Origin of the sequence: Sphingomonas sp. CCH9-F2 (assembly GCF_001556735.1) — a bacterium.
Lineage (GTDB): Bacteria > Pseudomonadota > Alphaproteobacteria > Sphingomonadales > Sphingomonadaceae > Sphingomonas > Sphingomonas ginsenosidimutans.
The window spans coordinates 1-14,368 of the sequence record NZ_LSJO01000095.1 but is presented as its reverse complement, the minus strand read 5'-3'; the positions used below and the strand labels follow the sequence as shown (position 1 = coordinate 14,368).

General features: G+C 69.3%; 8 protein-coding genes. 1 reads left to right on the top strand and 7 read right to left on the bottom strand.

Annotated features, from left to right (window positions below; all coding sequences use genetic code 11):
• The 6 genes from AX685_RS02805 to AX685_RS02780 form a co-directional block, all read right to left on the bottom strand.
• On the bottom strand, positions 1–1,885 hold a 1,885-nt coding region (locus tag AX685_RS02805; RefSeq protein WP_156445631.1), incomplete at its 3' end, for a UvrD-helicase domain-containing protein.
• A complete protein-coding gene (gene addB, locus AX685_RS02800; protein WP_066485213.1) occupies positions 1,882–4,848 on the bottom strand; it encodes a double-strand break repair protein AddB in 2,967 nt (988 codons plus the stop codon). The genes addB and AX685_RS02805, both read right to left, overlap by 4 nt.
• A gap of 22 nt (positions 4,849–4,870) precedes the next feature.
• Complete coding sequence (locus AX685_RS02795) at positions 4,871–5,626, bottom strand: nucleotidyltransferase family protein (RefSeq protein WP_066485210.1); 756 nt, start codon at positions 5,624–5,626, stop codon at positions 4,871–4,873.
• Entirely contained in the window at positions 5,623–6,606 is a 984-nt protein-coding gene (locus AX685_RS02790; protein WP_176484889.1) for an aminoglycoside phosphotransferase family protein, read from the bottom strand. Before AX685_RS02790 ends, AX685_RS02795 begins: the two co-directional genes overlap by 4 nt.
• On the bottom strand, positions 6,603–7,061 hold the full coding sequence (gene tsaE, locus AX685_RS02785; protein ID WP_197418462.1) for a tRNA (adenosine(37)-N6)-threonylcarbamoyltransferase complex ATPase subunit type 1 TsaE: 459 nt from the start codon (positions 7,059–7,061) through the stop codon (positions 6,603–6,605). Before tsaE ends, AX685_RS02790 begins: the two co-directional genes overlap by 4 nt.
• Positions 7,058–9,394 (bottom strand): sensor histidine kinase, encoded by a 2,337-nt coding sequence (locus tag AX685_RS02780; protein WP_066485208.1) that lies wholly within the window; start codon positions 9,392–9,394, stop codon positions 7,058–7,060. Before AX685_RS02780 ends, tsaE begins: the two co-directional genes overlap by 4 nt.
• Before the next feature lie 226 nt (positions 9,395–9,620).
• Here AX685_RS02780 and AX685_RS02775 point away from each other — a divergent pair, with 226 nt between their 5' ends.
• Positions 9,621–12,689, top strand: a complete 3,069-nt coding sequence (locus AX685_RS02775) for a TonB-dependent receptor domain-containing protein (protein WP_066485206.1) — start codon at positions 9,621–9,623, stop codon at positions 12,687–12,689.
• A gap of 130 nt (positions 12,690–12,819) precedes the next feature.
• On the opposite strand, the gene ahcY is transcribed toward AX685_RS02775, so the two are convergent.
• Positions 12,820–14,241 (bottom strand): adenosylhomocysteinase, encoded by a 1,422-nt coding sequence (ahcY, locus tag AX685_RS02770; RefSeq protein ID WP_066485204.1) that lies wholly within the window; start codon positions 14,239–14,241, stop codon positions 12,820–12,822.
• Positions 14,242–14,368: the final 127 nt, after the last annotated feature.

Here is a 14,368-nt window from a genome sequence, read left to right as displayed (position 1 = left end):
CCGACAGCCGCAGCCGGTCGACCCCCGCCACCGGCACGCCCTCGGCATACAGGCGCGCGACCAGCAGCTGCGCCAGCTCGCCGCGCCGTTTCACCAGGATCATGACGTCCTCGGGGCGCAGCGCGCGGCCCTTGCTTTCCAGGATCAGTCCGTCGTCCAGCCAGCGGCGGACGGTCTTCGCGATCCGCGCGGCATTGTCGCGCACCGCATCGTCGATCCAGCCTTCCTCGCCGGCATCCTCCGCCTCGCCCGCGCCCGCCGCGATCACCGGCCACAGCGCCACCTCGCCCGGCCCCGCGACGCGGCTGGCGTGCGGCGGGATGGCATCGGCCGCGCCCAGCCCCGCCGCGCCGACCGTGTCGATCGCAGCGTCGACGAATTCCAGCACCGGCGCGGTGGAGCGGAACGAATCGGTCAGCGACAGCCGGTCGAACGGCAGCCCGCGCTCGTCCTCGGGCATCAGCTCGTCGCCCGCGACCTCCTGCGCCTTGTCCGCGAAATAGCGTTCGGCGGCCTGGAAGAACAACGGATCGGTGCCCTGGAAGCCGAAGATCGCCTGTTTCAGGTCGCCGACCGTGAACAGCGTGCGCACCGACGGGGCATAGACGCCGCGCCCGACGAAATATTCGTCCACCAGCGCGCGGATGATCGTCCATTGCGCGACATTGGTGTCCTGCGCCTCATCGACCAGAACATGTTCGGTGACCTGGTCCAGCTTGTAGCGGATCCATTCACCGATCCCCTCCTGCTGCAACAGCGCCACCGCCGCGCCGATCAGATCGTCGAAATCGACCGCCCCCGCGCGCCGCTTCGCCGCCTCGTATCCGCGCGCATAGTCGCGCCCGACCTCCAGCGCGGCGCCCAGCAGGTCGGCATAGGCGGCGCGCACGCGCAGCGACAGCAGTTCGGCGCATTCCTCGCCCAGTTGCGCGGCCAGCGCCTCGTAATCCGGCTCGGCGGCGATCAGCTTGGCCGATGCCTTGCGCGGATCGCCCTTGCCGGTGCGCACGACGTTCATCAGGTCCGCCAGCATCGCGACGCGCGCGCCTTCGTCTGCCGTCAGCCAGCGCGCAATCGTGTCGGCGAAGCCGCCGCCGGTCGCGGTGCCCCAGGCGCGGTTCGCCGCCCCGATCCGCCCGATCGCGTCATCGTCCAGCGCGGCGCATCCCGCCGCGACCGCCGCCTCGATATCACCCGCCGGCAGGTCGAGCGCGCGGCGGATGAACGGCGCGATCCCGGCCGGCAACGCTTCCAGTGCCACGCCGGCGCGCGAACATTCCGCGAGGAACTGCTCGGCGCCCTGTTCCCCCAGCCGCAGGCTCAGCCTCCCGATCGTCTCGACCGGCGCATGCCGCCCCTCGCGCTCGGCCTCGATCAGCAGGTCCGACAGCGCCTGCCGCCGCAGCAGCGCCTCCTCGCGCGGTTCGATCGGGCGGAAACCGGGGACCAGCCCCGCCTCGATCGGAAAGGCCGCCAGCAGGCTCTGGCAGAAACCGTGGATCGTCTGGATGCGCAGGCCGCCGCCCGGCGCGTCCAGCACCTTGGCGAACAGCGTGCGTGCGCGCGCCACCAGCGCGGGGGTCGGCCGCTCGCCCAGCGCGATCAGGTCCGCACCCAGATCGGTGTCGGCCATCCGCACCCATGCCGCCAGCTGGCGGTTGACGCGCGCCGCCATCTCCGCCGCACCCGCCTTGGTGAAGGTCAGGCACAGGATCGCCGCCGGCTCCACCCCGCGCAGCAGCAGGCGGAACACCCGCGCCGCCAGCACCTGCGTCTTGCCCGTTCCGGCGGACGCGGACAGCCACACATGCGCCTCCGGCCGGCTGGCGCGCAGCTGCTCGCCCTTCAGCACTGGCAGCGGGCGGATCGTGTTCCCCGCGCTCATCGGTCGCGCCCGTACCATTCGTCGCGGCGCATCAGCTGGTCATATTCCGCATAAGGCGCGAATTCGGGGTGCAGCTTGGCGACGAACGGCTCCTCCCCGGTCAGCCAGCGCGCGGCCGCCTCCGCGAAGCTGTCGCGCGCGGCGCGCACGAAATCGTCGGTGACGATCCGCCCGCCCTTGCCCGCCGGATCGGCGGGGCTGGAGACCGCGCCGAACGTGTCGCCCTTCTTCGCCAGCGACCAATATTCGAACGCGGTCGCGGTGCCGCGCACCCCGTCGAAACCGCCCGCCTCGGCGATCGCGCCCAGCAGCCCCAGCTGCAGGTTGAACCCGCCCCTGACCGCCGCGACCGACGGCGCCTTGCCGGTCTTGTAATCGACGATGCCGAGGCCTCCGTCGGGCATCCGGTCGATCCGGTCGAACCGCCCGTTCAGGCGGATGCCCGCCACCACCGACTCGCCGCGCCCCTCCACCGCCAGCACCTCGCGACCCGCCGCGCGATCCTCCAGCGTGCGGCCGGCGATCCATTCGAACGCCGCGATCAGCCGCGGCTGCCACAGCGCGCGCAGCAGCGGGTGCGCGGCCGGATCGTCGAGCAGCGCGACCGCGCGCGGCAGCAGCCGGTCGGGATCGCACGCATCGTCGCGCGCCCATGCCTCCAGCACCGCATGGACGGCAGTGCCGCGCCACGCCGCGCTGGGATCGGCATCCACCGCGTCGAGCGGCATCAGCTTCAGGATGCGCCGCGCGTAGAAGGCAAACGGATCGGCCTTCAGCCGGTCCACCTCGGTCACCGATATGACGTCGGGGCGCAGCGCGGCGGGCGGCAGCGGCGCCGGGCGCGCCGCCGGCACGGGCGTCCCCGCGCGGTCGAGCGCGCGCGTCCACCCCTCCAGCGCCGTCGCACGCGGAAAGCGGTCACCCGCCATCGCCTCCAGCCGCAACCAGAAGCGCGAGGCGAGCGCGGGCGAGCGCGCGTCGCGGCGGCTGCGCGTCAGCACGACGCGCGGCGCGCCCAGTCCCTGCGCGAAATCATGTGCGGCGACGCCGATCCCGCGCTCCAGCCCCGGCAGGCCCAGTTCGGCGCGGATGCGCGGCGCCAGCCACGGGTCGGGCGCGGGGCTGCCCGGCCACACCCCCTCGTTCAGGCCCGACAGCACCATCACGTCCGCCGATTGCAGCCGCGCCTCGATCAGGCCGTAGATGGCGATGCGCGGATGCCCCTCGCGCGGGCGGGCGCGGATCGCCACCTCGTCCATCAACAGCCTCAGCAGCGGCACGAACCCCGCTGGCGTCACCCGGCGCGGGCCATGCGCGGCCTGTTCCTCCAGCGCGGCCAGCAGGTCGGCGGCGGCGCGTCCGGCCGGGCCGCTCCACGCCGCCTCCCCCGCCAGCCGGTCCGCCGCCTCGCGCAGGCACGCGACCAGCCGCGGCAGCGTCGCCGCCCCGTCGCCGAACACCGCCGCGATCGGCTCCAGCAGCCCGCGCATCGCCTGCCACCCCGGCAATGCCGCGGCGCGGATCGCGCGCTCGCGCTCCGGCGCGTCGCGCAGGTGCCGGTCGATCCCGTCCAGCCCCGGCGCCGGGCGCGGCCCGCGCAGCGCGCGGTCCAATTGGCGCACCGCGTCCAGCCACGCGCCCCGTTCCGCCCCGCTGCGTACCAGTGGATGTTTCAGCAGCGTCAGCAACGCCATCGGCGCGAAATCCTGCGCCGCCGCCTCCGCGATCGCGGTCAGCAGCGTGCCCGGCGGCAGGATCGCGAGCGGATGCCCCGCGCTGTCGTCCACCGTGATGTCCCAGCGCCGGCAATGCGCCGCCACGCGCCGTGCCCGCGCACGATCGGGGGTGACCAGCGCGGCGGTCCGCCCCGGTTCCTCCAGCGCCTCGCGCAGGACCAGCGCGATCGCCTGCGCCTCTTCGGCCGGATTGGCGAGTTCAGCCGCCTCCACCCCGGTCAGCCGCCGCCCCGCTGCATCCAGCTGCGTCCATTTCGCGGTGAACGCCGCCGGGGTCAGCGCATTGGCGATCGCGCGCCCGCGCGCCGCGGTGGCGTCATGCTCGCTCGCGTCGGTCCAGCGCACCACCTCGCCGCGCGCCACGCCCATGCGTTCCAGCAGCAATTTCAGGTGGAATTGCGGATGCACCTCGATCGACCGGCGGCGCAGCCCCGTGGCGGGGTCGGGCGCGTGCGGCCCCAGCGCCTCCCATTCCTCCTCGGGCAGCGACAGGTCCAGGTCCGCGAACACCACCATCCCCTGCGGCAGGTCGGCGACCGTGCGCAGCAGCCGCGCCACCGCCGGCGCCGGATCGGTCACCCCGGCGGCGCACACGAAGCCCGCCGGCGGCGCCTGCCGCCAGCGCTCCGCCTGCCGCTCCAGCAACGTCACGCGCCGCTCCGCCGCGTCGATCCGTCCCAGCGCCGCACGCTCGGCGGGCCAGCGGTCCAGCACGATGCGGAACAGCCGCAGCGCGGTTTCCCAATGCGCCGACAGCCCTTCTCCCGGGTCGATCTCCGCCAGCCGGCGCGGGTCGATCCCCTCGACGATCAACTGGTCCATCGTGCGCGCCAGCTCGCCCGCCAGCCGCACCGCCTCCGCCGCATCGACCGGGCGGCCCGCGCCCGCACGTTCCTCCTCGACCAGCCGCGCCAGGATCATGCGGCGCTGCAGCGGGTCGATCGCCGGCGGCAGCGGCGGCACCGCATCGGCGGGGTCCAGCGCCGCCCCCACCGCCGCCTCCAAATCCTCGCCCCCCACCGCGACGATCCGCGGCAGCAGCAGCGCGCCGCCGCTCGCGCGCACGAACGCCTCGTTCACCGCCAGCGCACCGCGATTGTTCGGAACCAGCACGATGCCGCGCGCCAGCGCCATGCGATCGCCGCCGAACCGGCGGATCAGCCCCGTGGCCAGCGCGTCGGCGAACGCGCGATGCGCCGGGATCGTATAGAGGCGCGGGCCGCCCATTCAGCGCCGCCCGCCCCGCGCATCAGCCATCGGCCAGCATCGCCTCGGTCCGCGCGATCGCGCCCGGCACGTTGACCTCCGACCACAAACCCTGATGCACCAGGCCATAGGCGCGCCCCGCCGCGATCGCGCGATCCCAGAACAGGTTCGTGGAAAACGGTCCCTCGGGCCAGTCGCGGATCAGCCGCGGCGACACGATCTGCACCCCGGTATAGACGAACGGCGCGACCCGCCCCGGCTTGCGCCGCCCGGTGATCCGCCCGGCGGCATCCAGATGGAAATCGCCCTGCCCGCCGTGGTTGTGCGCGCGGGCATAGGGGACCAGCAGCAGCAGCGCGTCCATCGCATCGTCGTTCCACCGCGCTGCCAGCTGGCGGATCGCGTCGGTGGGGCCGTCCAGCCAGAAATTGTCGCTGTTGACGACCAGGAACGGCTCGTCGCCCAGCAGCTCGCGCGCCTGCACCAGTCCGCCGCCGGTCTCCATCAACGCCGCGCGCTCGTCGGATACGATCACCTCGATATCCTTGACGCGGTGGCGCAGGTGCGCCTCCAGCGCGTCGGCAAGGTAATGGACGTTGACCACCGCGCGCGCGACGCCCGCGGCGCGCAGCCGGTCGAACACATGGTCCAGCAGCGTGCGACCCGCCACCTCGATCAGCGGCTTGGGCCGCGTCGCGGTCAGCGGGCGCATTCTCTTGCCGATGCCCGCGGCCATGACCATCGCGGTCGCCGGCACGCGCGCGCCGGGATCGGGGCGGATGTAGCGCGGCCGGCTCATGCCAGCCCCCGTGCGGTCGCGATCGCCATCGGGTCGCCGCGCCATTCGGGCGGCAGATTGTCGTCGAACCAGCGGGCGACCGGCGCCAGCACCGGATGCGTCAGGTCGCGCTCCAGGTAACCCCACACGCGCGGGCACAGCGCCGGATAGCGCGGCTTGCCGTCGCGCTTCCACAGCCGGGTGAAGATGCCGATGATCTTCGCGTTCCGCTGCGCGCCCAGCACGTGATACGCGTCCATGAACGAATCCCCCTCGCCGGTCGCGGCGCGATACCGCGCCAGCATCCGATCCTCCAGCGCGGGATCGACGTCGCGCCGCGCATCCTGCAACAGGCTGACCAGGTCATAGGCCGGGTGCCCCGCCAGCGCGTCCTGGAAATCCAGCAGCCCCATGCGCCGCTCCGGCCCGACCAGCATCAGGTTCTCGGCGTGATAGTCACGCAGCACCGCGACCGGGATCAGCGGTTCCGCCCGGTCCAGCACCGCATCCCATGCCGCGCGATAGCCCGCGACATCGGCCGCCGCGCCCACCGCAGGGCAATACCATTCGGTCAGCAGCCCCGCCTCGCGCTGCAATTCGGCGCGGTCATAGGCGCGCAGCTCGCTCGCCGGATGCGCGCGCAGCGCCACCAGCAGGTCGACCGCCGCCTCATACAGCGGCACGGTGGCCACGGCGTCGGCATCCGCCGCCTCGCGCAGCCGGTCGTCGCCGAAATCCTCCAGCAGCACCAGCCCGCGGTCCAGGTCCAGCGCCAGGATCGCCGGGGCCGCGAACGATCGCTCCGCCAGCCAGCGCGCCATCGTGACGAACGGGCGCGGGTCTTCGTGCGGCGGGGGCGCATCCATCAGGATCGCGCGCCGCGCGCCGTCATGGACGCGGAAGTATCGCCGGAACGAGGCATCGCCGGCCAGCGGGTCGATCCGCGCGCCGGTCCAGCCGTGAAGGGTCAGAAAGTCCGCCGCGCCATCGGGCGGGGTCATCGGGATGGCCATCGCGCTTCCCATGCCGCCGGCGCCGTCCAAGTCAAGCGACGCGCGCCGTCCGGCGTCGCATGAAGGGTCAGTGCCAGCGCATCCGGCCAGTGGCCAGCGCCCGCACGCTCGGGCCATTCGACCAGCAACGCGGAATCCGCCAGCGCCTCGTCGATGCCCAGCTCGTCCATCTCGCGCGGGTCGTCCAGCCGGTACAGGTCGATGTGCAGCACCGGCAGCCGCACCTCGGGCGGGGCATAGGGCTGGACGATCGCGAACGTCGGACTCGGCACCTCCTCCTCCAGACCCAGCGCCGCCAGCACGCCGCGCGCGAAGCTGGTCTTGCCCGCGCCCAGCCCGCCCGACAGCGTCACGACGTCGCCCGCGCGCAGCAGCGGTGCCAGCCGCGCGCCCAGCGCCTCGGTCGCCGCGACGTCCGCCAGCGCCAGCTCACCGCTGGTCATCGCCGCGGCAGCTCCACGGTCACCAGCGATCCCTCGCCCGGCTCGCTGACCAGCTGGATAGTCCCGCCATGCGCCTCGACGAATTGTTTTGCCAGCGGCAGGCCCAGGCCGAGCGCGCGCTCGCCCCCGGCGGCGACGCCTTCCTGCGCGAAACGGTCGAACGCGCGTGCGGCAACCTCCGGGGACATGCCCGCACCGTCGTCGGACACCACGATTCGCGCCGCTTTGGCGTTCCCGTCCACGTGCAACAGCACGCGCCCCTGCGCCCGCGACGCGCTCAATGCATGCCGCAGCAGGTGTTCCACCACCTCGCGGATACGCCGCGCATCGCCTGTAAGCAGCCCTGAAGAGCGTTGAATCTCCACCGCCAGCTCGACGTGATGGCGCTTGGCGGAGCTGCGCACCGCGTCCGCCGCAGCCCGCGCCACCGCTCCGACGTCGATATCGCCCTTCTCCAGCGGCCGTGCGCCCGTCCCCGTCGACGTCAGATCCAGCACATCGTCGATCAACAGCCCCAACCGCTCGACCGAATCCAGGATCGCGTCGAGGTAACCGATCGCGTCGGACGACATCTCCCCGGCATAGCCACCGTGCAGCATCTCCGCAAAACCGCTGATCGACGTCAGCGGCGTGCGCAGTTCGTAGCTCATATTGGCGACGAACTGCGTCTTCACCCGGTCCGCCGCCTCCAGCGCGTCGTTGCGATCGCGCAGCGCCTGCTCCATCGCGCGGCTGTCGGTGATGTCCAGCATCGTGAACAGTGCGTTGCCGTCGGGCAAAGGCACGGCGGCAAACTCGAAATGCCGCCCGTCCGACAAGGAGATATGCCCCGCGCGCTGCTGCCGCTCGGCGGTGGCGACGCGCACCAGCTCCGCGATCTGCCGCGCGCGGCGCGGGTTGGCGAGCTTGGGCGCCACCTTCTCCGCAATGGCGTCGACGCGCGGATGCGCACTCAGGAACTCCTCCTCGACGTCCCAAAGCGCGCGGAACCTGTTGTTCCACAACTGCAATCTGCCGTCGGCGGAAAACACGCCCAGCGCTTCGAACAGGTTGTCGAAGGTCGCGGTGCGCACGCGCAGCAGCGTGTCGCGCGCGCTCGCCAGCTGCACCTGTTCGGTACGATCCTCGAAGATCAGCAGCAGCCCGCCGTCGGGCAATTGCTGCGCCACGACGCGCAGATGCGTGCCGCCCGGCAGATGCCAATTTTCCTCGATCGCGCCCTCCGCCTGGACGAACCAGCCGCGCCGCTCGGCCTTCCAACCCGGAAAGTCGCGCACCTCGGGCACGCGATTGGCCTCACGCATCCGTTCCATCACACGGTCGAACTCGGGTCGATCGGCCAGCCACTCGCGGCGCATCGCGAACATCCGCCGGAACGGCTGGTTGCAAAACACCAGACTGCGATCGCGCGCAAACTGCGCCACCCCGGCCGACAACCGGTCCAGCATCGCCCGCTGCGCATCCGCGAACCGGCGTTCACGCGCATGCGCCTGCTCCAGCTCCTCGATATCGATCGCATAGCCCGCGACGCCGCCGACCGGCAGCGGCACGTCATGGATCATCAGCGAGCGGCGCGCGCCGCCGATCGTCGCGGGCAGCACGCGGCTTTGCGGCCGCCCGGCGCCCTGCGCCGCCGCCGCGCCGGCCGCCGGGCCGCCCTGCCCAGATCCCTCAACCAGTTCCACGCCGCGGCCGACGACATCGGCGGCATCGCCGCCCTCCACCGCGGTGACATAGGCGCTGTTGACCATCGCCAACCGCAAATCGTGGTCGCGATACCACATCGGCAACGGCGCGGCCTCGACCAGTCCGGTCAGCGCCTCGAACGCATCGGACAGCCCGTTGAACTCGCTGCGCAGGCGCCGCATCTCGCCCTCGGTCGCGGTCGAATCGTAGAACCAGATGATGACCGCATCGCCCCGCCGTTCGCCCTGCGCGGTCAGGGTCCGCCCGCCGCCGCGCGCATGGACGGTCCGCACGAAGCCGCGCGCCGACCGCTGACATGCCGTCAGGTCATGGACCAGCGCCTGCGCCTCGGCACTTTCGATACCCCAGCCGGCCGCGTCCAGTTCCTGAAGATAGGTGGGCGTCGCCGACAGCCCCAGCCAGTCGGCGACGCGCGGCGCCATTTCCACCGCGCCGTCGGGGCGCACCACCACCGGCTGCATCGGCGCCGCCGCCAGCAACGCCTCCAGCGCATCACGCCCCGCCACCGCCGCGCCCGCTTCCGTCCGCGCCCGCCATCCGGCCACCAGCAACACAACCCCGCCGACGATCAGCGCCAGGATGACGGCGCCGGCAAGGACGGCAGTGGTCGGGTGGAGGACGATCATCGGGGGGCGCGGGACAACACATTCATCGTCAACCGTCCTATAAGCGGACAGCCGCCCCGGCAAGGACACGCCAAATCACCGGCTGTTGCCGGATTGTCACGCCGGCAGTTTTGTTGCCGGTTTGTGACTGAGACATGGTGACTTCACAACGGCCTCGTTCGAAGATGACCGGAAAGAACGTTGATCACGTCAATGTTTCTGGGTCAGAAAAAAAGGGAAATCCGCCATGCGCGCATCACTTCGCCGTCGACTGCTCGGCACCAGCCTCCTTGTAGGTGCGGTCCTCGTCGCTATGCCGGCAGCAGCTCAGGAAGCCGCCGCGACGTCGCAGGATCCGCGGCGCGCCGAGCAATCCGCACAGGACGAAACCCAGGGCGGCGATATCGTCGTCACCGGATCGCGCATACCGCGTCCGGCAGTCGACAATGCACAGCCGACCGCGACCGTCGACGCCGCGACGCTGAACAACCGCGCCTATCCCGACATCGCCCGCGCGCTGAGCGAACTGCCGGGCTTCGGCATCCCGGACGGATCGGCCGTTGGCGGTCAGGGCAGCGGCTTTGGCGTAGGCCAGGCATTCGTCAATCTCTACAACCTCGGTTCGCAACGCACCCTGACGCTGGTGAACGGGCGGCGCTTCGTCGGCGCGAACCCGGCGACCATCTTCTCCCAAGCGGGCGCCGGCACTCAGGTCGACCTCAACACCATCCCGACCAAGTTGATTCAGCGGATCGAAACCGTGTCGATCGGCGGCGCGCCTGTATACGGCTCCGATGCTATCGCGGGCACGGTCAACATCATCCTGCGGCAGGACTACAGCGGGTTCGACGTCGACGGTCAGGCAGGGATCAGCCAGCGCGGCGACCTGGGCAACCAACGCATCCGGGCGCTGGTCGGACATAATTTTGGGGACGGTCGTGGCAACATCACCGTCAATGCCGAATACAATCACGACGATGGCCTGATCGGCAACCGCCGGTCGATCATTGAGCAACAGCTTGGTTTCATCGCGCCGCTGACCTCCTCGGACTTCGATCAGGTGCTGATTCAGAACCAACGGACCTATCTGGGCACCGCGGGCGGCGTGGCATTCATCCGCGACGCGGCTCGGCTGACAGGCACCTCGGTGATCCGTAACTCCGCCGGACAGGTTGTAGCGTTCGATCGCAACGGCAACCTGTCGCCGTTCAACCTCGGCACCGCGACGACGGATCCGACCACCTTCCTGGGTGGCGACAACCTCAACTTCGCTGATCTGACGAACCTGCGGGTCAATGACGATCGCTTCAACGCGGTCGCTCTTGCCCGTTACGACCTGACGGACGGCATCCGGTTTTTCGGCGAGGCTTGGTACTCGAAGAACAAGGCGACGAATCTCGCCGGCCAGCCCGTCTACAACACCGCCTTCTTCAGCCAGGCGGATCCCGGCGCGTTCGACATCAACGGCAACTTCATCATCCCTCTCAGCAATCCGTTCCTTACCCAGCAGGCGAAGGCGCTGATCGTTCAGAACCTGGTCGCAGCGGGTTTGCCGGCAACCAACAACGATGTCTTTTATCTGGGCCGCGCCAATACCGATCTGGTCACCGGCGTCGCCAGGCTCGATCAGGACATGTACCGTTTCGTTGGCGGTTTCCGCGGCGACTTCCAGATCGGTGAGCGCAAGTTCAACTGGGAAGTGTCGGCCAATTACGGTCGCACCAACAGCTGGTCGTCGCAGCCCTCGCTGGTGGAACCCAACCTGCGCCGCGCGCTGAACGCCGGCTTCGATGCGAGCGGCAACATCGTCTGCCTGCCGTTCAATCCGGACCCCAACGATCCGGCGTCGCCGCCCAACACCCCGCAGTACAACGGCACCATTTCGTCCACCTGCGCCCCGCTGAACCTGTTCGGCAACGGTGCGCCTAGTCAGGCGGCGCGCGATTACGTGACCACCAATGCGCGGACGCAGTCGGTCACGTCGCAGCGCGACATTCTGGCGCTGCTGGGCGGATCGCTGTTCAAGCTGCCGGGCGGCGATCTCGCCTTCTCGATCGGTTATGAAAATCGGCGCGAATATTCGCGCTTCTCGCCCGACGCTTTCTACACCCAAGCTTATGGTCGCTCGATCCCCATCCTCGGGCTGGCGGGATCGTACACCACGAACGAGGTGTTCGGCGAACTGCGCGCCCCGCTGGTCGGGCCGGAGCAGAGCATCCCGTTGATCCACGAGCTGGAGGTCAATGCGGCGGGGCGCTACGTCGACAACTCCGTTGCCGGAACCGCGTTCACTTGGACCGCGGGCGGACGCTGGGCGCCGATCGACGGTTTCGCGGTTCGTGGCAACTACACGAAATCCATCCGTGCGCCAGCGGTGACCGAGCTGTTCGCCGCCAACCAGCCGGCTTACGATGGCGGCTTCGATCCATGCGATCAGCAGAACATCAACAGCGGCCCCAACGCTGCCGTCCGACAGGCGAACTGCAGCAAGGTGACGCCGGCGAACTTCTCGTCGATCATCAATTCCGTCACGGTGCCGATCACGGTAATCGGCAATCGGAACCTCACAAACGAGACGGCGCACTCGTGGACGGTCGGCGGGGTGCTGACCCCGCGGCAGCTGCCGGGGTTTGCGCTCTCCGCCGACTATATCAACATCGACCTGCGCGATACGATCGTGTCGTCCAGCGCACGCGACGTGTTGACCGGCTGCTACGATTCCAGCAGCTTCCCGAACAATTACTACTGCGGCCTCGTCAACCGCGAAACGGACGCAAACTCTGCTAATTATGGGCAGGTCCTCAGCCTCGAGGAACCGTACATCAATCAGGGTGGCCTGCAATTCCAGGCGATCGAGGTGGAGGGAAGCTATCGGCGGAACATCGGGCCGTTCGGGGCCAACTTCACGGTTAACTACCAGCATCTGATTCGCCAGCAGAAGCGGATCAGCAATGACACGCCGTGGATCCCGCAGAACGGCCAGATCGGCTATGCCAACGATCGTTTCAGCACCAGCCTGACGCTGGATAGCGGTCCGGTCAGCTGGTTCAATCAGGTTCAGTATGTCGGCCCGTCGGTATTCGACGCCACCGACACGGCAACCACGCGCGATGTACGGGGTGTGGGAAGCTACACGATATGGAACTCGGCAGTGATCGTTAAGGCGACCGACAACATGGATTTCCGTTTCAACGTCGACAACGTCACCGACGCCGGCATCCCCTATCCGGCCACGGCCGGGACCGGGGCGCTCAACACTTATTACCAAGGGTTGGTGGGCCGCTCGTTCCTGGTCGGGGCGAACGTCCACTTCTGACCCAGCGCAGCGCCCCGGCGGGGGCGCTCTTGCCGCACGTAAAAAGGGCAGAGGCCATTTGGCCCCTGCCCTTTTTCTTGGCTCGTCCATGTGATGGAGCCGCGCCAGTCCGCGCGGCCCCGTCGCATCATCAGTACCGATAGTGATCCGGCTTAAACGGCCCTTCGACCGGCACGCCGATATAGCCCGCCTGCTTCGGCGTCAGCTTTGAGAGCTGGACGCCCAGCTTTTCGAGGTGCAGCGCCGCGACCTTCTCGTCCAGGTGCTTCGGCAGGACGTAGACTTCGTTCTTGTAGCTGTCGGACTTGGTCCACAGCTCGATCTGCGCCAGCGTCTGGTTGGTGAACGACGCCGACATCACGAACGACGGGTGGCCCGTCGCGCAGCCCAGGTTCACCAGCCGGCCCTTGGCCAGGATGATGATCTGCTTGCCGTCAGGGAACTTCACCAGATCGGTACCCGGCTTCACTTCCGACCATTCGTAGTTGCTAAGCGCCGCGATCTGGATCTCGCTGTCGAAGTGGCCGATGTTGCACACGATCGACATCGGCTTCATCGCCTTCATGTGATCGGCGGTGATGACGTCGGCGTTGCCGGTCGCGGTGACGAAGATGTCGGCGCGCTTCACCGCCTCGTCCATCGTCACGACCTCGAAACCCTCCATTGCCGCCTGCAGCGCGCAGATCGGGTCGATCTCGGTCACCAGCACGCGCGCGCCGCCGTTACGCAGCGACTGCGCCGAGCCCTTGCCCACGTCGCCGAAGCCCGCGACGCACGCGACCTTGCCGGCCAGCATCACGTCCGTGGCGCGACGGATCGCGTCGACCAGCGATTCCTTGCAGCCGTAGAGGTTGTCGAACTTCGACTTCGTGACCGAGTCGTTGACGTTGATCGCCGGGAACGGCAGCTCGCCCTTCTTCGCGATCTCGTACAGGCGATGGACGCCGGTGGTGGTCTCTTCCGACACGCCCTTCAGGTTCTTTACCGTCTGGGTCAGATAGCCGGGATACTTGGCGACGAACGCCTTCACCGACCGCTGGAACTCGACCTCCTCGTCATTCTCCGGCTCGGCGAAGGTCGCCCCCGCTTCCAGCTTCGCGCCCCACAGCGCGAACATGGTGGCATCGCCCCCGTCGTCGAGGATGATGTTCGCGGTCGTCCCGTCGGTGTCCGCCCCCCAGTTGAAGATGTCGCCGACATAATCCCAATATTCGGCGAGCGTCTCGCCCTTCACCGCGAACACCGGAATGCCAGCGGCGGCGATGGCGGCGGCGGCGTGATCCTGCGTCGAAAAGATGTTGCAGGTGGCCCAGCGCACGTCGGCGCCCAGCGCAACCAGCGTCTCGATCAGCACCGCGGTCTGGATCGTCATGTGCAGCGATCCGGTGATGCGCGCGCCCTTCAGCGGCTGCGACGCGCCGAATTCCTCACGCAGCGCCATCAGGCCGGGCATTTCCGTTTCGGCGATCGCGATCTCGGCGCGGCCGAAATCGGCCAGGCCGATGTCCTTGATGACGTAGTCCTTGGTGTCGAGCACGGGGGCGGTGGCCACGGCGTTGTCTCCAGTCAGATGAGGCCGACCAAGGCATGCGGGCACACCGATCGGCATGCGCGCGCCTTAGCCGTGTTGCCTTGGCGGATCAAATATAAAGATATCTTTATATCGCGCTCATCAGGAA

What these genes read in the sequence shown, in the direction of transcription:
- addB (WP_066485213.1), bottom strand. Translation starts at nt 4,848, where the DNA reads ATGGGCGGCCCGCGCCTCTATACGATCCCGGCGCATCGCGCGTTCGCC.
- AX685_RS02795 (WP_066485210.1), bottom strand. Translation starts at nt 5,626, where the DNA reads ATGAGCCGGCCGCGCTACATCCGCCCCGATCCCGGCGCGCGCGTGCCG.
- AX685_RS02790 (WP_176484889.1), bottom strand. Translation starts at nt 6,606, where the DNA reads ATGACCCCGCCCGATGGCGCGGCGGACTTTCTGACCCTTCACGGCTGG.
- tsaE (WP_197418462.1), bottom strand. Translation starts at nt 7,061, where the DNA reads ATGACCAGCGGTGAGCTGGCGCTGGCGGACGTCGCGGCGACCGAGGCG.
- AX685_RS02780 (WP_066485208.1), bottom strand. Translation starts at nt 9,394, where the DNA reads ATGATCGTCCTCCACCCGACCACTGCCGTCCTTGCCGGCGCCGTCATC.
- AX685_RS02775 (WP_066485206.1), top strand. Translation starts at nt 9,621, where the DNA reads ATGCGCGCATCACTTCGCCGTCGACTGCTCGGCACCAGCCTCCTTGTA.